The 20,135-nt window shown below is 44.6% G+C and carries 12 protein-coding genes, 2 tRNA genes and 2 rRNA genes; all 16 read right to left on the reverse strand.

Going from position 1 to position 20,135, the window contains the following annotated elements:
* Positions 1-2,696: ribosomal RNA gene (locus JXR81_06440) — 23S ribosomal RNA — on the reverse strand; the annotation flags it as partial.
* 187 nt (positions 2,697-2,883) lie between these two features.
* Positions 2,884-2,959, reverse strand: a tRNA-Ala gene (locus JXR81_06445).
* Between the two features lie 98 nt (positions 2,960-3,057).
* Positions 3,058-3,134: transfer RNA gene (locus tag JXR81_06450), tRNA-Ile, on the reverse strand.
* Between the two features lie 90 nt (positions 3,135-3,224).
* Positions 3,225-4,792: ribosomal RNA gene (locus tag JXR81_06455) — 16S ribosomal RNA — on the reverse strand.
* Between the two features lie 1,078 nt (positions 4,793-5,870).
* Positions 5,871-7,160 carry an adenylosuccinate lyase gene (locus JXR81_06460; protein ID MBN2754493.1) on the reverse strand — a complete coding sequence of 430 codons (1,290 nt, stop codon included), beginning with the start codon at positions 7,158-7,160 and terminating at the stop codon, positions 5,871-5,873.
* Between the two features lie 59 nt (positions 7,161-7,219).
* Positions 7,220-8,236 carry an aspartate-semialdehyde dehydrogenase gene (locus tag JXR81_06465; protein MBN2754494.1) on the reverse strand — a complete coding sequence of 339 codons (1,017 nt, stop codon included), beginning with the start codon at positions 8,234-8,236 and terminating at the stop codon, positions 7,220-7,222.
* A 28-nt stretch (positions 8,237-8,264) separates the two neighbouring features.
* A complete protein-coding gene (locus tag JXR81_06470) occupies positions 8,265-9,341 on the reverse strand; it encodes a 3-isopropylmalate dehydrogenase (protein ID MBN2754495.1) in 1,077 nt (358 codons plus the stop codon).
* A 47-nt stretch (positions 9,342-9,388) separates the two neighbouring features.
* Positions 9,389-9,886, reverse strand: a complete 498-nt coding sequence (gene leuD, locus JXR81_06475) for a 3-isopropylmalate dehydratase small subunit (protein ID MBN2754496.1) — start codon at positions 9,884-9,886, stop codon at positions 9,389-9,391.
* An 11-nt stretch (positions 9,887-9,897) separates the two neighbouring features.
* Positions 9,898-11,163 carry a 3-isopropylmalate dehydratase large subunit gene (leuC, locus tag JXR81_06480; GenBank protein ID MBN2754497.1) on the reverse strand — a complete coding sequence of 422 codons (1,266 nt, stop codon included), beginning with the start codon at positions 11,161-11,163 and terminating at the stop codon, positions 9,898-9,900.
* Positions 11,164-11,186: 23 nt separating this feature from the next.
* A complete protein-coding gene (locus JXR81_06485) occupies positions 11,187-12,764 on the reverse strand; it encodes a 2-isopropylmalate synthase (GenBank protein ID MBN2754498.1) in 1,578 nt (525 codons plus the stop codon).
* Positions 12,765-12,844: 80 nt separating this feature from the next.
* On the reverse strand, positions 12,845-13,876 hold the full coding sequence (gene ilvC / locus JXR81_06490) for a ketol-acid reductoisomerase (GenBank protein MBN2754499.1): 1,032 nt from the start codon (positions 13,874-13,876) through the stop codon (positions 12,845-12,847).
* 48 nt (positions 13,877-13,924) lie between these two features.
* Positions 13,925-14,410 (reverse strand): acetolactate synthase small subunit, encoded by a 486-nt coding sequence (gene ilvN / locus JXR81_06495; protein ID MBN2754500.1) that lies wholly within the window; start codon positions 14,408-14,410, stop codon positions 13,925-13,927.
* Between the two features lie 22 nt (positions 14,411-14,432).
* Positions 14,433-16,109 carry a biosynthetic-type acetolactate synthase large subunit gene (gene ilvB, locus JXR81_06500; GenBank protein ID MBN2754501.1) on the reverse strand — a complete coding sequence of 559 codons (1,677 nt, stop codon included), beginning with the start codon at positions 16,107-16,109 and terminating at the stop codon, positions 14,433-14,435.
* A 24-nt stretch (positions 16,110-16,133) separates the two neighbouring features.
* On the reverse strand, positions 16,134-17,813 hold the full coding sequence (ilvD, locus tag JXR81_06505; protein MBN2754502.1) for a dihydroxy-acid dehydratase: 1,680 nt from the start codon (positions 17,811-17,813) through the stop codon (positions 16,134-16,136).
* 101 nt (positions 17,814-17,914) lie between these two features.
* Positions 17,915-18,709: a methyltransferase domain-containing protein gene (locus JXR81_06510; protein MBN2754503.1), complete on the reverse strand. Its 795-nt coding sequence runs from the start codon at positions 18,707-18,709 to the stop codon at positions 17,915-17,917.
* A 361-nt stretch (positions 18,710-19,070) separates the two neighbouring features.
* A complete protein-coding gene (locus JXR81_06515) occupies positions 19,071-20,081 on the reverse strand; it encodes a Fic family protein (protein ID MBN2754504.1) in 1,011 nt (336 codons plus the stop codon).
* Positions 20,082-20,135 lie beyond the last annotated feature (54 nt).

The raw sequence follows: 20,135 nt of genomic DNA on the forward strand, positions 1-20,135 counted from the left end.
GTACCACTTTAATCGGCGAACAGCCGAACCCTTGGGACCTTCTTCAGCCCCAGGATGTGATGAGCCGACATCGAGGTGCCAAACCCTATCGTCGATGTGAACTCTCGGATAGGATCAGCCTGTTATCCCTAGAGTAGCTTTTATCCGCTGAGCGATGGCCCTTCCACACAGAACCACCGGATCACTTTGTCCTGCTTTCGCACCTGCTCGACGTGTATGTCTCGCAGTTAAGCACCCTTATGCCAATGCACTCATTAGCGCGATTGCTGACCGCGCTGAGGGTACCTTAGAGCGCCTCCGTTACTCTTTTGGAGGCGACCGCCCCAGTCAAACTACCCGCCAGACAGTGTTCTGCACCAGGTTTCACTGGATACAGTTAGATTTTCAATAAAACAAGGGTGGTATTTCAACGACGACTCCGCCTTGGCTGGCGCCAAAGCCTCAAAGTCTCCCACCTATCCTACACATGTTCAACCAAGAATCAATGTCAAGGTATAGTAAAGCTTCATAGGGTCTTTCCGTCCCACTGCAGGTAAGCGGCATCTTCACCGCTACTACATTTTCGCCGAGCTGCCCCAAGAGACAGTTCCCAGATCGTTACGCCATTCGTGCAGGTCAGAATTTACCTGACAAGGAATTTCGCTACCTTAGGACCGTTATAGTTACGGCCGCCGTTTACTGGGGCTTCGGTTGACTGCTTCCTCGCTTGCGCGACTGACAGCTCCCCTTAACCTTCCAGCACCGGGCAGGCGTCAGACCCTATACATCCACTTTCGTGTTAGCAGAGTCCTGTGTTTTTGTTAAACAGTCGCCTGGGACTATTTACTGCGGCCCCTTCACGCTTACGGGAACGAATCCCTTAACGCGGAGGGGCACCCCTTCTCCCGAAGTTACGGGGTGAGTTGGCCGAGTTCCTTTTGAGGCAATATCTCGAGGGCCTTGGGATGTTCTCCCCATCTACCAGAGTCGGTTTGCGGTACGGGCAGCCAATGTTCTCCTTAGAAGCTTTTCCTGGCAGCGTAGAATCAGTAACTTCTCCTTCTTACGAAGGATCCCCATCACACTTCGGGCTAACGTTATCCGGATTTGCCTGGATAACACCCTGAATGCTTGGACCTGAATCCAATAACAGGCCTACCTATCTTTCTGCGTCACTCCATCGTGATAACGAACATTAGCTGGTAGCAGAATATTAACTGCTTGTTCATCGCCTACGCCTTTCGGCCTGGACTTAGATCCCGACTAACCCTGAGCGGATTAACCTAGCTCGAGGAAACCTTAGATTTACGGCCTATAGGTTTTTCACCTAAATTTACGCTACTCGTGCCGGCATTTTCACTTCCAGTTCGTCGACGAGTCCTTCCGGTCTCGCTTCAACCTACACTGGAACGCTCCCCTACCAATTTTTCAATTCCATAGCTTCGGTGACCGCTTTGAGCCCCGTTATATTGTCGGCGCAGAATCACTTGACTAGTGAGCTATTACGCACTCTTTAAATGATGGCTGCTTCTAAGCCAACATCCTAGCTGTCTGAGTAATTCCACATCCTTTTCCACTTAAGCGGTACTTAAGGACCTTAGCTGATGGTCTGGGCTGTTTCCCTTTTGAACGTGAAGCTTAGCCCACACGTTCTGACTCCCATGATTCATTTAACGGTATTCGGAGTTTAATTAGGTTTGGTAACGAGGTTATCGCCCCTAGCCTATTTAGTGCTCTACCCCCGTTAAACACACATGAGGCTAGCCCTAGAGCTATTTCGAGGAGAACCAGCTATCACCAGGTTCGATTAGCTTTTCACTCCTAAACGCAGTTCATCCGAGGTTTTTGCAACAACCACCAGTTCGGACCTCCATTCTGTGTTACCAGAATTTCATCCTGACCACGCTTAGATCACCTGGCTTCGGGTCTAATTATTGCGACTGAGCGCACTTTCATACTCGCTTTCGCTACGGCTCCGTTCCGCGAGGAACTTAACCTTGCCACAACAATTAACTCGCCGGCTCATTAAGCAAAAGGCACAAGGGCAGACTGTATATCCATTTATGAACCGAAGCCCATAAACAAACATACATAGTCCTTCCTTCGCTTGTAAGCACACAGTTTCAGGTACTATTTCACTCCCCTAAAAGGGGTACTTTTCAACGTTCCCTCACGGTACTGGTTCACTATCGGTTGTCAGGTAGTATTTAGCCTTGGCCGGTGGTCCGGCCGGATTCCCACAAGATTTCTCGTGTCCCGTGGTACTCAGGAAAAGTCTTAGAGGTCTTCTTCTTTTTTCTACAGGGCTTTCACCTTCTGTGGCCGACCCTTCCAGCATCGTTCGAATAGAAGAAAACTTTGTAACTCTATGGAGCGTTAGCAGTCACTCCGGAACCTTCCTACAACACCGCGTTTGCAACGCCTGCAAGCTTGACACAAGCACGGTTTGGGCTGTTTCCCGTTCGCTCGCCACTACTAGGGAAATCAATTTCTTTTTCTCTTCCTCCGGGTACTGAGATGTTTCACTTCCCCGGGTTCGCGTCCTTAACCTATGTATTCAGTTAAGGATTACAGGGTATTAGCCTGTAAGGTTACCCCATTCGGAAATCTTCGGCTCAAAGGTTATTGGCACCTAACCGAAGCATATCGCAGCCTGTCACGTCCTTCATCGCCTCCTGACACCAAGTCATCCCCTGTGTGCCCTTAGTAGCTTGACCACATTACAATGTCTTAGCGCTATATATTTCTCAGCGTAATTAATTTTATTACCTGCATCTCTGATACTTACTCTTTCAATGAGCGTTAAACCGGCTTATAAGGCCGGTACCCGAAAACGTGCATTAGTGCGCGTTTACGGTTACCGGCTATTGGCAATCTTTATTCTGTCATCCGAATTAAATTTTTTGGTGGAGATGACAGGGATCGAACCTGCGACGTCCTGGTTGCAAACCAGGTGCTCTCCCAGCTGAGCTACATCCCCACACTTTAAGAGCAGACAGCACTATAACATGCTGCCCGTAATTTTAATTCGCAATTCGAATCCGGCCGAGTTTCTCAGTTACCCACCAACATGAAAAATGGTGGGCCTTGATGGACTCGAACCATCGACCCCTGCGTTATCAACACAGTGCTCTAACCAACTGAGCTAAAGGCCCAGATTGCGTTTAGCCTATATTATTATAGATAGATTGAGTTCGCCGTAGCAGATTCTTAACAACACCAATTTTTTAAAAAATACTCCTTAGAAAGGAGGTGATCCAGCCGCACCTTCCGGTACGACTACCTTGTTACGACTTCGCTCCAATCATTGCTCATACCTTAGCCTCCTATCTCCTTGCGGTTGAATCAGAGTTTTCTGGTACAAACAACTTTCGTAGCGTGACGGGCGGTGTGTACAAGGCCCGGGAACGTATTCACCGCGGTGTAGCTGACCCGCGATTACTAGTGATTCCAGCTTCATACAGTCGAGTTGCAGACTGTAATCCGAACTGAGGCAGACTTTTTGGGATTGGCTCCATCTCGCGATTTTGCGACCCTTTGTATCTGCCATTGTAGCACGTGTGTAGCCCTGGACATAAGGGCCATGATGATTTGACGTCATCCCCTCCTTCCTCCCGGTTATCCCGGGCAGTCTCGCTAGAGTTCCCGGCATTACCCGCTGGCAACTAGCAATAGGGGTTGCGCTCGTTAGAGGACTAAACCCAACACCTCACGGCACGAGCTGACGACAACCATGCAACACCTGTTCAAATGTCTACCCTTGCGGGCAGAAAGCTAAGCTTTCACAAAGCGATCATAAGAATGTCAAGCCCAGGTAAGGTTCTTCGCGTAGCGTCGAATTAAACCACATGCTCCACCACTTGTGCGGACCCCCGTCAATTTCTTTGAGTTTCAACCTTGCGGCCGTAGTTCCCAGGCGGTACATTTAATGCGTTAGCGTCGGCACGGAAGAAATGAATCTCCCACACCTAATGTACACCGTTTACAGCTAGGACTACCAGGGTATCTAATCCTGTTTGCTCCCCTAGCTTTCGCTCCTCAGTGTCAGTTGCAGGCCAGAAAACCGCCTTCGCCACAGGTGTTCTTTCCGATATCTACGCATTTCACCGCTACACCGGAAATTCCATTTTCCCTTCCTGCACTCAAGCCATACAGTATCAGAAGCAATTGTTCTGTTGAGCAGAACGATTTCACAACTGACTTATATGGCCACCTACAAGCCCTTTACGCCCAGTAAATCCGGACAACGTTCGCTACCTCTGTATTACCGCGGCTGCTGGCACAGAGTTAGCCGTAGCTTCTTCCTTCGGTACCGTCAAATTTCAGCAATATTAGTGCTGAAACCTTATTCCCAAACGAAAGAGGTTTACAATCCGAAGACCTTCATCCCTCACGCGGCGTCGCTCCATCACCCTTGCGGGCATTGTGGAAAATTCCCTACTGCTGCCTCCCGTAGGAGTCTGGACCGTGTCGCAGTTCCAGTGTGGCCGATCGCCCTCTCAGGCCGGCTACCCGTTGCAGCCTTGGTAGGCCATTACCCTACCAACTAGCTGATGGGACATAGGCCAATCTTAAAGCGACAGCTTATAAATAGAGGCCGCCCTTTAATTGCAGAACCTTGAGATCCCGCAATCACATCCGGTATTAGCTATCCTTTCGGATAGTTGTCCCCGTCTTTAAGGTATGTTACCTATGCATTACTCACCCGTTTGCCACTGAACACTTAACATTGCTGCTAAGTATCCCGTTCGACTTGCATGTATTAGGCACGCCGCCAACGTTAGTCCTGAGCCAGAATCAAACTCTCCAATGAACTATTGATTCTGCTTACAGGCGAAACTCAATCTATTCTATAGTAATCTGGTAAAGAACAGACAAAAATATCCTGTTCAAGGGACATTTGTGTTTTTTGCTTTCAGATGAAATTTTGAAATTCATTCTGATTATCTGCGTATCCGGAAAAACCTTTTTATTCAAAAGATTTTTGCGGACACGCAAAAAACGGCGCAAACTATCCCTGTCACACTTTATGTGCTTTTTAAGAACTTGCTCTGTAGTTTTGCTTAACTGCTAGCTACATTCAAACTTTACCAAAAACAACTTCGTTTGTCAACAAAAATTTTAAATTATTTTTAATTTATTTTTTGCCGCTTTAACAAGCCTGTTTTTAATTTTCGTCTGCGGTACTTTTCTTTTCACCGCGCTGCTCTTAATTCTTTTTTAAAGAACGTGTTGTTTCTCTTTCATCAACGTGAGAGTGATAATATCAAATTTACAAATACTTGTCAACAAAAAAAACAAATTATTTTCATTTATTTTTATATGCCCATTTCTCGCATATTACGCAGCAATAACAGCATTATTTGATAATAATCATATGTGTTATATATTTTGCATATAACTTATATTTAGAATAACTTTTTATTTTGATTTACGCAAAAGAATATCTATCCGTATATTGCCGCTTTAATGACAAGTATGCCAAATTTAATTATCGCGGAATTTCAGAACAAACCCGCTTATTTTAAAGGTTTTTATTTTGTTTTGATTAATTATTAAAATCAAGTATAAAACAGGGTTTGGATATATTTTTTTCAGATGCACCGCTCAAAAAACTTTATATCTGCCTATCCGGATGTATTACCACAGCGGCATATTTGTATGCGCTGCAAGCTCCCGATAGCTAATGACGTTAACCTCTCCAATGATTTCAAGTTTGTTTACATGCAAGAATACCAATTTGCGGTGCTTCTGAAAAAATATACCCAAACCCTGTAATATTATAATAAATATAAAAACCCGTATTTATCAATTAAATTAAGGGGGTTCTGACCGGCTATTAATAAAAAAAGCCGCGGATTTTAATCCGCGGCTTTGGGATATATTTTTTCTTACATTCTTTTATAAAACTCTTCCACATTCTTCAGGTAATAATCAACATTAAAAATACCCTCAATTTCAGCTTTTGACATCTTTGAAACCACTTTTTCATCATTTAAAAGCTTTGTTTTAAAATCTTCCGGATCTCCGGCCCATATTTTCATGGCGTTTGTCTGAACTATCTTATAGGCGTCTTCCCTTGATATACCCTTGGAAATAAGGGTTAACAGCACCTGCTGGCTGAAAACAAGGCCCTTTAAATGGTTCATATTGCGTATCATATTCTTTGGAAAGACACTTAAATTTTCAATAATCCAGGTGCATTTAGACAGCATGTAATCCATAAGAATAAAGCTGTCCGGTACGGCAATTCTTTCAACAGAGCTGTGCGAAATATCGCGTTCGTGCCAAAGCGCTATGTTTTCCATTGCCGCAAGCGCGTTAGTCCTTACTATTCTTGCAAGTCCGGACAGATTTTCACATACCACAGGGTTTCTTTTATGCGGCATAGCGGAACTGCCCTTTTGCCCTTTTGCGAATGGTTCTTCTGTCTCTAAAATCTCGCTGTGCTGCATTAACCTTAAATTTACGGTTATTTTTTCAATAGATGCCGCGGCAACAGCCATGGCATTCATTAAAGCCGCGTATCTGTCGCGCTGAATTATCTGATTTGCTATTTCCGCCCTTTTTAAACCCACTCTTGTAAGCGCGTCAAGTTCAATTGCCGGGTCTATATTGGCGTAATTGCCCACAGCACCGGATATTTTTCCCACGCGGATTTCTTCTTTTGCGGCAATAAGCCTTTCTAAATTTCTTTTTCCTTCAAAGTACCATATAAGCACTTTAAGCCCGAATGTAATCGGTTCAGCGTGAATATTGTGCGACCTGCCTATCATTACCGTATATTTGTGTTTTACCGCAAGTTTTTTTAAGGCCGCTGTAAGTTTTTTCTGCCCTTCTATTATAATGTCACACGCCTTTACCATTCTTAATGCCATCGCGGAATCCACAAGGTCAGACGAAGTCATGCCCATATGCACGTAACGCGAAGAAGCACCCACGTGTTTTGACACAGATGTCAAAAACGCAATTACATCGTGCCTTACCACAGCTTCTATTTTTTCAATCTGTTTCACATTATACGCGGCATTCTTTTTTATACTGGCCATATCTTTTTTTGGTATTTTTCCCTTTTTTGCCCAGGCCTGACACACCGCAACTTCAACATCAAGCCAGGACTGATACTTTGCGTCTTCTGTCCAAAGCTTGCCCATTTCCGGCCTTGTATAACGCGCTATCATATTATTATTACCTCCTGATATTAAAAAACCCCGCCTTATTCAGGCGGGGTTTTTACTTCTTATTTAAGGCCTTCTTTTGCCACAACTTCAGCAATCTGAACCGCGTTTAACGCGGCGCCTTTTCTTAACTGGTCGCCCACAACCCAAAGGTTAATGCCTTTGTCTATGGAGAAGTCTTCCCTTATGCGGCCCACGTAAACATCGTCTTTCCCGGATACAAAAAGCGGCATAGGATATTTTTTATTGTGAATATCATCCTGCACGGTAACTCCCTGTGCTTTTTCAAGAAGTTCGCGCGCTTCTTTTGCCGTAAGCTTAATTTCTGTTTCAATGTTTACTGACTCTGAATGCGAACGCAGGCACGGTACACGCACCGTGGTTGCTGTTATCTGCATATCCGGCGCGTGCATTATTTTGCGTGTTTCGTTTACCATTTTCATTTCTTCTTTTGTATAGCCGTCCTCATAGAACACATCAATGTGCGGAATAAGGTTGAACAGTATCTGGTAAGCAAATTTATCCACTTTAATTTCTTTTCCTGCCGCCCAGTCTTTTGTCTGCTGTTCAAGCTCCATCATTCCTTTTGCGCCGGCGCCTGACGTTGCCTGATAAGTTGAAACCACAATCCTTTTTATCTTTGCCTTGTCATGAATAGGCTTGATTGGAACAAGCATAATAATGGTGGAACAGTTAGGATTGGCAATAATACCTTTGTTCAGCCTGATATCTTCCGGGTTTACTTCCGGCACTACAAGAGGCACATCGTCATCCATTCTGAAAGCGGAACTGTTGTCAATTATAAGCGCCTTTGCATCCAGTATGTGTTTAACGTACTCTTTGCTGACAGACGCGCCCGCCGACGCAAGGACAATATCAACGCCCTTAAATGAATCAGGGCTTAAAACCTCAATTTCCACATCCCTGCCCTGATACTGCATTTTTTTGCCTTTTGAACGCTCTGATGCCAGAAACTTTATATCTTTTACCGGAAACTTTCTTTCTTCAAGAATGTCCCTCATTATCTCGCCGACAGCGCCGGTGGCGCCCATAATGGCCACATTATATTGTTTGCTCATCTGCCTTCTCCTTATATATTAATTTATTTTATTTAACAAGTGACGCTACAAAATCACCCATTTCTTTTGTTCCCATTCCCATTCTTCCGGCAGACATGCTTTTAATTTTACCGGAAGCAAGCGCTGCGGTTACCGCGTTGTCAATTGACTTTGCCATCTTTGTTTCGCCAAGCGTATCCATCATCATCGCGCCCGCGTTTATTGCCGCAAGCGGATTGATAACGTTCTTGCCGGTATACTTTGGCGCTGAACCGCCGATAGGTTCAAACATTGAAACGCCTTCCGGATTGATGTTTCCGCCGGCTGCTATTCCCATGCCGCCCTGAATCATGGCGCCAAGGTCAGTGATGATATCGCCGAACAGGTTTTCTGTCACTATAACATCAAAAAATTCCGGATTCTTTACAAACCACATTGTGGTCGCGTCCACGTGCGCGTAATCCTGCTTGATTCCCTTATAATATTTGTCGCCCATTTCTTTGTGCGCCCTTACCCACAGGTCGCCGCAGTGTGTTAATACATTGTTTTTATGTACAAGCGTAAGCATTTTCTTTTTGCTGTTTCTCTTTTTTGTGAACTCATAAGCATACTTTAAACAGCGGTCAACTACCGGCCTTGTATAAACCATAACCTGTGTGGCAACTTCGTTCTGCGTTCCTTTTTGCGCCACTCCGCCCATTCCCGTGTATATGCCGCCTGAATTTTCCCTGATTACAACAAAATCAATGTGTTCCGGCCCTTTATCTTTAAGCGGAGTGTCCACATTTGGATAAAGTTTTACCGGCCTTAAGTTAATGTACTGGTCAAGGGCAAAACGTAATTTTAAAAGTATGCCAAGTTCCAGTATTCCCGGTTTTACGTCCGGATGGCCTATGGCGCCAAGATAAATGGCGTCTGATTTCTTTAATTCTTCTATCGCTGAATCGGGCAGTGTTTCCCCCGTCTTTTTATATCTTTCCCCGCCAAAATCATACTTCTCTAAATTTAATTTTACCCCGTACTTTGCTCCGGCAACTTTTAATACCTTTAATCCCTCCGCTAAAACTTCAGGTCCTGTTCCGTCTCCCGGCATTAAAGCTATGTTGTACGACTTTGACTTGGCCATTCTGATTCTCCTTTTAATTTTTTCAGTTTTATCTGATTTTTAACTTCTTATTTAATCTTATACTTTGTCTTAGCGTACTTTAAAAGCCCGCCCGCTTCCACAAGTTCCTGCATAAAAGGCGGAATGGGTTTTACTTTGTATGTTTCGTTTTTTGTAATGTTTTTAATTATGCCCTTGGCCGCGTCTATTTCCACGGTATCGCCCTCGGCAATCTTTGCGGACGCTTCTTCAGATTCAAATATGGGCAGGCCGATATTAAATGAATTTCTGTAAAAAATCCTGGCAAAATCCTTTGCTATAACGCATGACACGCCGACAGCTTTAATGGCAACAGGCGCGTGTTCGCGCGAGCTTCCGCAGCCGAAATTTTTTCCCGCCACGATTATATCGCCCTTGCCTACCTTGCCCGCAAAAGTTTTATCCGCGTCTTCCATGCAGTGCTTTGCAAGTTCCACAGGGTCGGATGTATTTAAATACCTTGCAGGAATTATAAGATCCGTATCAACGTCATCCTTAAACTTCCATACTTTCCCTTTTATATTCATGTTATCCTCCGTTATTTTTTAATCTCATCAGGTGTGCCTATCCTGCCAAGGATGGCCGATGCTGCAGCTACTGCCGGTGAAGAAAGGTATACCGATGATTCCGTATGACCCATCCTGCCCACAAAATTTCTGTTAGTGGTTGAAATTGCAACTTCGCCTTTTGCCAGAATTCCCATATGGCCTCCAAGGCACGGCCCGCATGTGGGCATGCTGAATATGGCGCCCGCGCCGACAAAAATATCCACAAGCCCTTCATGTATCGCCTGCATGTAAATCTCTTTTGTTCCCGGGAATATAAGGCACCTTACACGGGAATTTATCTTTTTGCCTTTTAAAATTTTGGCGGCTATCCTTAAATCTTCCATTCTTCCGTTTGTGCAGGAACCAATAACCGACTGATCAACCGCTATTTTGGAAAGTTTTGAAGCGGGTTTTGTATTTTCCGGCAGATGCGGGCACGATACCACAGGTTCTATTTTAGAGCAGTCATACTCTATAATATTTTCATATTTCGCGTCCTTATCGCTTGTGTATACTTTCCATTTATGCTCGGCTCGCTTTTTTACATATTCCATAGTGGTCTCATCCGGATTCATAAGGCCCGCTTTTCCGCCGGCTTCTATCGCCATGTTGGAAATTGTCAGCCTTGCGTCCATTGAAAGTTTATCAATAACCGGCCCTGTAAATTCCATAGCTTTATACAGAGCTCCGTCAACTCCGATATCACCAATGGTGTAAAGTATTAAATCTTTTGAACTTACCCATTTATTAAGCTTTCCTTTATATATAAATTTTATTGAAGGCGGTACCTTGAACCACGCTTTTCCTGTCATCATACCGAAAGCCGCGTCAGTTGAGCCTACGCCGGTTGCAAACGCGCCAAGCGCTCCGTATGTGCAGGTATGTGAATCCGCGCCTATTACAAGGTCTCCCGGCACTACCACACCCTGTTCCGGCAGAAGCGCATGCTCTATGCCGACGTCTGACTGGTCATAGTAATGCGTAATTTTCTGTTCGCGGGCGAATTCCCTTAACATCTTTGCCTGTTCCGCCGACTTTATATCCTTGTTCGGGGTAAAATGATCAGGTACAAGCGCGACTTTTGTGCGGTCCCATACTTTTGTGGCGCCGGCGCCTTTAAATTCCTTTATTGCAATGGGCGCGGTGATGTCATTTGCCAGTACAAGGTCAATATCCGCTATCACCAGTTCGCCCGGTTCCACCTGTTTCTTACCGCTTTTGGCGGCCAATATCTTTTCCGCAATGTTCATTCCCATTATCTTCGCTCCTTTTGCTTATATTATTTTTTTGCCGCTTTTTTCTTTTTTGCTTTCTTTACCGCAGCTTTCTTTGTATCCGAATTTTTCTTTTCCATGGAAAGCTTGGTAATGGCCGACAGGTACGCTTTCGCGCTTGCTTCAAGAATATCTGTTGAAGCGCCGCGCCCTGTAACTTCATTTGATTCTTTTGCCACTCTGACAGTTACTTCGCCCATAGCTTCCGTGCCTTTTGTGACCGCCTTTATCTGGTAATCCGTAAGCTTAAGGTTTGTCTCTCCGGTTATTTCGTTTATTGCTTTGTACATAGCGTCCACCGGCCCGTCGCCTATTGCCGCTTTCGTGCACGACTTTCCGTCTTTGGTTATTTCAAGGGTGGCTGTCGGCACTATTTTATTTCCCGTTGCCACATAAATATAATCCAGATTGTAAATGCCGTGCGAGCTTGCGTCATTTCCTTCCATCATACGTACAAGGTCCTCGTCAAAAACTTCTTTTTTCTTATCAGCAATTGTCAGAAATTTAGCATACGTATCAGGCAGCTGCGCTTCGCCAATTTTATAGCCAAGATAGTTCAGCCTGTGCTGCAGCGCGTGTTTGCCGGAACGCGCTGTCAGTACCAATTCATGACCCGGAATACCTATATCCTGCGGAGTCATTATGCCAAAAGTGGATTCGTGCTTTAAAATGGCATCCTGATGAATTCCTGAAGCGTGCGCAAAGGCATTTTCACCCACAACAGATTTATTCGGCTGAACAGGCATACCGGTCAGCCTGGTGACAAGTTTTGATGTCCTGTAAATTTCTTCTGTATTAATATTTGTAACAGTTTTATAAATATCTTTTCTTACACGCATTGCCATTACAATTTCTTCCAGCGCCGCGTTGCCCGCGCGTTCTCCCAGCCCGTTGATGGTACATTCAACCTGCCTGGCGCCGTTTAAGACAGCCATAAGCGAATTTGCCGTTGCCATACCAAGGTCGTTGTGGCAGTGAACCGCAATCACGGCTTTGTTTATATTCGGGACTGTGTTCATAAGTTTTTTAATCAGGTTGCCGTATTCGTATGGTTCAGCGTAGCCTACGGAGTCCGGAATGTCCACGGTGCGCGCGCCGGCTTTAATTACTTCTTCCACTATTCTGCAAAGGTAGTCAAAATCCGTGCGCGTGGCGTCCATTGCGGAAAATTCAACATCGCCGCAATAGTTCCTTGCGTATTTAACCGCGTCAATTGCCCTGCGGAGAACTTCTTCTTCTGTGGTACGGGTGATGTAATGCACGTGCTGCGGCGAAGTGCCTATAAAAGTATGAATGCGGCCTTTGCTTGTCTTTTTAAAAGCTTCCCTGCACGCGTCAATATCCTTGCGCACAGCGCGGCAAAGCCCGGCTATTATCGGCTTTTTTACCGCTTTAGCTATTTCCGCAACTGATATTAAATCTCCCGGCGAGGACATTGGGAAACCCGCTTCTATGACATCAACCCCAAGCTTTTCAAGCTGAAGGGCTATCTGTATTTTTTCATTTTTTGTAAGCGACGCGCCCGGTACCTGCTCGCCGTCCCTTAAGGTTGTGTCAAATATGATTACTTTATCCTGTGCCATCTTTTTTCTCCTTATATAACTTATATTTAGGCGGAAGAAAGCGCGGCTTTAAACCGCGCTTTCTTCCGGATATGAAATTATTATTTTGCTTTCTTTGCTGTCTTTTTCTTTCCTTCAATAAGCGATTTGTGTTTCCACGCCATCATCGCCCTTAACTTTGCTCCCACTTTTTCTATCTGGTGGTTGGCGTCTTTCTTAAGAAGCTTATTAAAGTTCGGTTTTCCCGCCCTGTATTCCGCCATCCATTCCCTTGCAAACTGGCCTGTCTGTATTTCAGTAAGGCATTTTTTCATCTCTTTCTTTGTTGCCGCGTTTACTATCCTTGGGCCGCGTGTAATGTCGCCGTATTTCGCGGTATCAGAGATTGAATACCTCATGTTTGCTATTCCGCCCTCATAAATTAAATCCACGATAAGCTTTGTTTCGTGAAGGCATTCAAAATACGCCATTTCAGGGGCATATCCCGCTTCCACAAGCGTTTCAAAACCCGCCATGATTAAAGAGCTGATGCCGCCGCAAAGCACAACCTGTTCGCCGAAAAGGTCTGTTTCGCACTCTTCTTTAAATGTTGTTTCAAGAACGCCCGCCCTTGTTCCGCCTATTGCCTTTGCGTAGGAAAGCGCTATCTTTCTGGCATTGCCCGTAAAATCCTGATAGATTGCGATAAGCGACGGAACGCCTTTTCCTTCCGTGTAAACCCTGCGAACCATGTGTCCCGGCCCTTTAGGGGCTATCATGATAATGTCCACATTTTTAGGAGCTTTGATTTCTTTAAAGTGAATGCTGAAGCCGTGCGCGAAAGCCAGCGCTTTGCCTTCTGTTAAATACTTTTCAATGTGCGCGTAATAAATTTCCGACTGTGTCTGATCCGGAACCAGCATCATTATTACGTCCGCTTCTTTTGCCGCCTGTTCAATTTCAACAACCTTTAAACCGGCTTTCTTTGCTTCCGCCCAGTGTTTGGAAGTCTTTCTTAAACCCACCCTTACGTCAATTCCGCTGTCCTTCATGTTAAGCGAATGAGCGTGGCCCTGTGAACCGTAACCGATAACAGCCACTTTTTTGCCTTTCAGTACCTTTAAATCTGCGTCTTTGTCATAGTAAGTTTTCATTTCTAATTTCTCCCTTCAAAAAGTTTTTTATATTTCATTTTTTTACTTTTACCTTTTTCCCCTTGTTAACGCCACAGCGCCTGTCCTTGACATTTCCTGAATGCCGAAAGGTTTTACAAGCTCCGTCAGCGCTGTAATCTTTTCGTCTGTTCCCGTCACTTCAATCATGTACGTTTCGTTTGTGGCGTCAACTATCCTTGCCCTGAACACGTTTACAATATTCATCAGCTCTGTTTTATCTTTGCCTGCCACGTTAACCTTAATAAGCGCAAGCTCCCTTTCCACATAGCTTTCCTGCGACATATCCACAACTTTAATAACGTCTATCAATTTGTTTAACTGCTTTACTATCTGGTCCAGCACAAGTTCGTCTCCGGTTGCCATTATGGTCATACGCGAAGTGGACTTATCTTCCGTTTCCCCGACAGCAAGCGAATCAATGTTGTACGCGCGTCCGGAAAAAAGCCCTGCTATCCTTGCCAGCACTCCCGGCTGGTTTTCCACTATTACCGAAATTGTTTTTGTTTTTGTCATGTCAGTTCACCCAACCGGCTGTTTAGGCCAGTTCTCCTTCTATCATTTTTCCAAGCGCCGCGCCTGCCGGAACCATGGGCCAAACGTTTTCTTCCGGTGCCGTAATAAAATCCATTAAAACCGGCCCTTTATACTCAAATGCTTCTTTAAGAGCTTTTTTCACATCCTGCTTTTTTTCAATCCTTATTCCTTTAGCGCCGTATGCTTCCGCAAGTTTTACAAAATCAACACTGTTGTCAATTATTGTATGTGAATACCTTTTCCCGTAAAATAATTCCTGCCACTGCCTTACCATCCCAAGAAAACCGTTATTTAATATAACAACTTTTACCGGGAAATTATATTTTACAGCTGTGGCAAGCTCCTGAATGTTCATCTGTATGGAACCATCGCCGGCTATGTCTATAACAAGCTTGTCCGGATTTCCTGCCTGCGCTCCTATTGCCGCCGGAAAACCGTAACCCATAGTACCAAGGCCGCCGGAAGTTACAAAAGTCCTGGTCTTACGGAATCCATAAAACTGCGCGGCCCACATCTGATGCTGTCCGACTTCTGTGGTAATAATAGTGTCATCTTTTACCATCTGCGATATTTTCTGAATTACATACTGCGGCTTAATTTCCGCATCACTGTCGCGGTAAGACAGCGGGAAATCTTTCTTCCACTGCGATATCTGCATATTCCAGTCTTTGTGTTCTTTCTTCTTAACTTCTTTTGTAAGCTCCGGAAGTATATTCTTTGCCGAACCTACAATCGGCAGGTCCACTTTGATAATCTTGCTTATCGCGGCAGGATCAATATCTATGTGAATTATGTCAGCATGCGGCGCAAAATCCGCAACCTTGCCCGTTACCCTGTCGTCAAAACGCGCGCCCACCGCTATTAACAGATCTGATTCCTGAACAGCATAGTTGGCGTACTTTGTACCGTGCATTCCAAGCATTCCAAGGCTTAATCTATGGCCCGAAGGCAGAACGTCCATTGCCATAAGCGTTGTTGTTATCGGGATATCCGTCTTTTCCGCGAATTTAATAAGCTCTTCCGACGCGTTTGAAAGCGTCACTCCGCCGCCCACGTACAGAAGCGGCCTCTGCGCTTTTTCTATCATCTCCGCCGCTTTCTTTATCTGTACTTTGCTGCCTTCATAAGTGGGTTTGTATCCCCTTAACAGCGGCTGGTCAGGATATTTTGAAAATTCTAATTCCGAAGTAAAAACATCCTTAGGCAGGTCAACCAAAACAGGCCCCGGCCTTCCGGTGGACGCTATGTGAAAAGCGTTTTTTATTGTCTGCGCAAGATCCTTAACATCTTTTACAAGATAATTGTGCTTAACTATCGGGCGGGTTATTCCCACCATGTCAGCTTCCTGAAAAGCGTCATTGCCGATAAGGCTGCTGTTAACCTGACCCGTTAATGCAACCATAGGAATTGAATCCATGTACGCAGTGGCTATTCCGGTAACAAGATTTGTTGCGCCCGGCCCCGATGTTGCAAGGCATACGCCTGTCTTTCCGGTTGTACGCGAATAACCGTCAGCCATATGCGCCGCGCCCTGTTCGTGGCGTACAAGCACAAGCTTAATGGCTTTTTCATTATAGATTTCATCAAAGAGCGGAAGTACAACGCCGCCCGGGTATCCAAAAACCGTGTCCACGCCCTCTTTTTTCAGGCATTCAAGTAATATTTTTGCTCCGTTCATAAATGGCTCCTTATGTTTATTTTTTTAATCTTTAAAAACCGCGCCGGTTGACGCGGAAGTTACGTTCTTAGCGTAACGGTAGATAACCCCTGTTTTTATCTTCGGTTCAGGGCAGGTCCATACCGCGAATCTTTTATCTATCTCATCCTGAGAAACTTTTAATTCAAGTTTTTTCTCCGGAATATTTATCTCAATTATGTCGCCTTCTTTTACTATCGCTATTACGCCGCCTTCCATTGCTTCAGGCGATACGTGGCCGATTGCGGCTCCGCGTGTTCCGCCGGAAAACCTGCCGTCGGTTAAAAGCGCGACTTCTTTATCCAATCCCATTCCGGCTATTGCCGCGGTGGGCGCAAGCATTTCGCGCATTCCGGGGCCGCCTTTGGGGCCTTCGTACCTTATAACCACTACATCACCGGGCTTGATCTTTTTCCCAAGAATCGCTTTTTGCGCGTCTTCTTCGGACTCAAAAACCCTGGCCCTGGCCTCCCGTTTCATCATCTCCGGAGCAACAGCCGCCTGTTTAACAACAGCGCCGTCGGGAGCTAAATTTCCAAACAATATGGCAAGTCCGCCTTTTGGTGAATACGCGTTATCCGGCGTCCTTATCACGTTTGGATTTATATTTTCAACATCTTTAATATTGTCTTTTATCTTTTTTCCGGTAACCGTCATAAGGTCAAGATGTACAAGGTTCTTTTTGGCAAGCTCTTTTATTACCACCTGCACGCCGCCGGCTTCATAAAGGTCCTGAATATAATGCTGTCCGCCGGTAGGTAAAAGCGCAGGTGACAATTTGCACAGCGTGGGTGTCTTGTCGCTTATTTCATTTATTTTGGCCAGCCCGAATTGAAATCCTGCTTCGTGCGCTATTGCAGGCAGGTGCAGTATTGTGTTTGTAGAACCGCCAAGCGCCACGTCAAGCGTGAACGCGTTTTCAAAAGCTTTTTCAGTCAGTATGTCGCGCGGCTTAATATCTTTTTCCACCATTTCCATAACCTGCATGCCTGCTGTTTTGGCAAGCCTTATCCTTTCGGAATAAACAGCGGGAATAGTTCCGTTTCCCGGCAATCCCAGTCCCAGCACTTCTGTCATGCAGTTCATTGTGTTCGCGGTAAACATACCGGAGCATGAACCGCAAGTCGGGCAGCTTACGTTTTCAATGGCTTCAAGTTCTTTTTCTGTTATCTTGCCGTTGGCGCATTCGCCAACAGCTTCAAAACCGCCGGATATAAGGTCGTAATTTTTGCCTTTATATTTGCCCGCAAGCATCGCGCCGCCGCTTACAAACACGCATGGAATATTTAAACGCGCGGCAGCCATAAGCATTCCCGGAACAACTTTATCGCAGTTCGGTATAAAAACAATCCCGTCAAAAGGATAAGCCGTACACATTATCTCTATACTGTCAGCAATATATTCGCGCGATACAAGCGAATACTTCATTCCCTGATGCCCCATGGCAATGCCGTCGCACACGCCTATTACCGGAAATTCCATAGGCGTTCCGCCCGCCATTCTTACTCCGGCTTTTACAGCGTCAGCAATTGTTCTCAGGTGAATATGCCCCGGTATAACTTCATTAAATGAATTTACAACGCCTATTATAGGCCTTTTTAATTCTTCGTCCGTGTATCCGATAGCTTTAAACAGTGACCTGTGCGGAGCACGCTCCGGACCTTTTGTCATCTTATCGCTTCTCATAATAATCCTCCTGTTTTACGTGATAATAACCATTTAAGTGTAAAGATAAAACTTAAAAATTATATCAAAAAATGACTGTTGCTTCAACCATAAAACCCTTATTATTTTAGGGTTTTTACCGCTTCTACCTGAAGTCTCATCATTACCATTTTAACCACGGCTTTGTTAATTTGTCCTGTTTCTTCCATGAATCTCAAAGCTGACTCTTTTATGAATTTATTTCTCTTTGCGGCCGGTATCCGTTGCGTATATGGAAGCCAGGTAGTTTTCAGCCACATAAAAAGCCCCTCATATCCTTTGTGCAAAGCAGTCTTCGGGATAATACTTACCTTTGCCGGTTTAAAACCATTTCTTTTAAGCAATGCTTTATATTCACCCGGCGACGGGAAAAAATATGGGAATTTGAAACCTTTAAAATATTCTTTCCATTCTCCGCTCTTTGTAAGTTCAGTCATTTTTCGGTTCATAATGCCGGCATTGCCCCTGCCGCCCATCTGAAAAAATATCCGCCCTCCCGGTTTCAGCGCTTTATTCACGCCCTTAAGCACTTTATCATGGCCATGTATCCAGTGAAGGCAGGCGTTAGAGAATGCCACGTCAAAAAGCCCTTTAAAATCAATACTTTTAGCATCTTTTTTAATAAACCGCGGGGTTGAATTATTTGCCGCAGGAAATAACTGCCCGGCAAGCCTTATCATAGAGGCGGAACTGTCAATACCAATAACCTGACCCTTACCCGCCGCCTTTTTTATTACAGCGGTAATCTTGCCGTCACCGCAGCCGACATCAAGAACATTTTCGCCGTCTTTAATACGGGCTTTTTTTATAAGTTCAATTCCCCACCTGTACTGATTCTGTGAATTTTTCCTGTACTCTGAAGCATTCCACGTTGCCATATCTTTGCACCTCCTTTTTCAGGATTTACGTATTTAAAAATACGTAATTTAAAAAAGACCTGTTACGGCGCAAAAATCGTTTTTGATTGGGTTTGTTAAAGTTGGTGCCGGATTTTTGCGCCCAGTTGTCCGTTAAAGGACGACTGTAAGTCGCACTAATCCGACTAGAAGGACTGTGACTGTTAGTAAAAGGGTTGTAGAGGACAGAATGGTTGCGGCGTTAATTTTTGCTATTGCCGCGTGTGCCATTTGTTTCCTCCGTTAAATTTTAATCGATGTAATATTTATAACATTCCGGCATTTATTTGTCAAACAAATATTTCATCTAATAGTTTTCAATCTAATACCCATTTATGATTTGCTATTTCCCTTTTACCTCCCAAGCCCCGCCCTTATCCCCGCCTATCCTCTTCAATCTCCCTGCTTTTTTCAGCGCAGAAATCTGTTTTTCAACACCACGGCTTGTCATGCCAAGTATTTCAGCGGCTTGCGCGGCTGACATCTTTGGATTCTTACGAAACAGGGCAAGTATTTTCTCCGAACTTTTCTCCGAACTTTTCTCCGAACTTTTTATTACCGTATTTTCAGTTGCCTTAAGCTGTATTTTCAAGCCTTCACAAAAGTATTCAATCCACCGTGTTAAATCCGGCGCTCCGCCCGTATCCCTTGCAGACTGAATTGCATTATAATATTTAAGCCTGTTTTTATCGTAGTATTCGGATAATGTAAATAGCCTGTTAAAATCATATCCGGCAGAGAATAAAATAAGCATCGACAGAATCCTTGCCGCTCTGCCATTACCATCCCTGAACGGGTGTATATGTACAAGCCAGAACTGCGCAATAGCGGATTTTACAACCGGGTGTAGTTCATCTTTTTTTGACAGCCACAGAGAAAAATCCTTCATAAGCGCCGGTACTTTATCAGGCGGCGGCGGAGTATATATAACATCTCCTGTGGCGGAATTAACAACATAATTTTGTTTTATCCTGTATTTACCGGGAGAAGCTTCTTCTCCCCTTACACCTTTTACAAGTATTGAATGGTATTTCTTAATATCAGTTTCCCCAATTCTAACTCTGCCTGTTTTGGACGCCAGATTAAAAGCTTTCATGTAATTAATCAATTCAAGCGCATCATCCTTACGGGTTCCTTTCGGGTTATTACGAAGCAATATGTTTTCTGACTGTTTTAGCGTAAGCGTAGTGCCTTCTATGTGAGTTGAATAATGTGATTCTGTTGCCGCGCTCTGTTTTCTAAGCCTATCAAGGCCGGCTTGATTTATACTTATAGCTTCAAGCACGCCTTTAACGCGCTCTATTTCCGCTATGCTCTTTAATGTCTTTTGTGTGATTTCAAAATCAAACCGCATTTTTACCCCTTTATTTATTTTTGTTATTATAACATTAATAATGCTTATTTATCA

This window comes from Candidatus Goldiibacteriota bacterium (genome assembly GCA_016937715.1).
Taxonomy (GTDB): Bacteria; Oederibacteriota; PGYV01; order PGYV01; family PGYV01; genus PGYV01.

What these genes read in the sequence shown, in the direction of transcription:
- JXR81_06460 (MBN2754493.1), bottom strand. Translation starts at nt 7,160, where the DNA reads ATGATAGCGCGTTATACAAGGCCGGAAATGGGCAAGCTTTGGACAGAA.
- JXR81_06465 (MBN2754494.1), bottom strand. Translation starts at nt 8,236, where the DNA reads ATGAGCAAACAATATAATGTGGCCATTATGGGCGCCACCGGCGCTGTC.
- JXR81_06470 (MBN2754495.1), bottom strand. Translation starts at nt 9,341, where the DNA reads ATGGCCAAGTCAAAGTCGTACAACATAGCTTTAATGCCGGGAGACGGA.
- leuD (MBN2754496.1), bottom strand. Translation starts at nt 9,886, where the DNA reads ATGAATATAAAAGGGAAAGTATGGAAGTTTAAGGATGACGTTGATACG.
- leuC (MBN2754497.1), bottom strand. Translation starts at nt 11,163, where the DNA reads ATGGGAATGAACATTGCGGAAAAGATATTGGCCGCCAAAAGCGGTAAG.
- JXR81_06485 (MBN2754498.1), bottom strand. Translation starts at nt 12,764, where the DNA reads ATGGCACAGGATAAAGTAATCATATTTGACACAACCTTAAGGGACGGC.
- ilvC (MBN2754499.1), bottom strand. Translation starts at nt 13,876, where the DNA reads ATGAAAACTTACTATGACAAAGACGCAGATTTAAAGGTACTGAAAGGC.
- ilvN (MBN2754500.1), bottom strand. Translation starts at nt 14,410, where the DNA reads ATGACAAAAACAAAAACAATTTCGGTAATAGTGGAAAACCAGCCGGGA.
- ilvB (MBN2754501.1), bottom strand. Translation starts at nt 16,109, where the DNA reads ATGAACGGAGCAAAAATATTACTTGAATGCCTGAAAAAAGAGGGCGTG.
- ilvD (MBN2754502.1), bottom strand. Translation starts at nt 17,813, where the DNA reads ATGAGAAGCGATAAGATGACAAAAGGTCCGGAGCGTGCTCCGCACAGG.
- JXR81_06510 (MBN2754503.1), bottom strand. Translation starts at nt 18,709, where the DNA reads ATGGCAACGTGGAATGCTTCAGAGTACAGGAAAAATTCACAGAATCAG.
- JXR81_06515 (MBN2754504.1), bottom strand. Translation starts at nt 20,081, where the DNA reads ATGCGGTTTGATTTTGAAATCACACAAAAGACATTAAAGAGCATAGCG.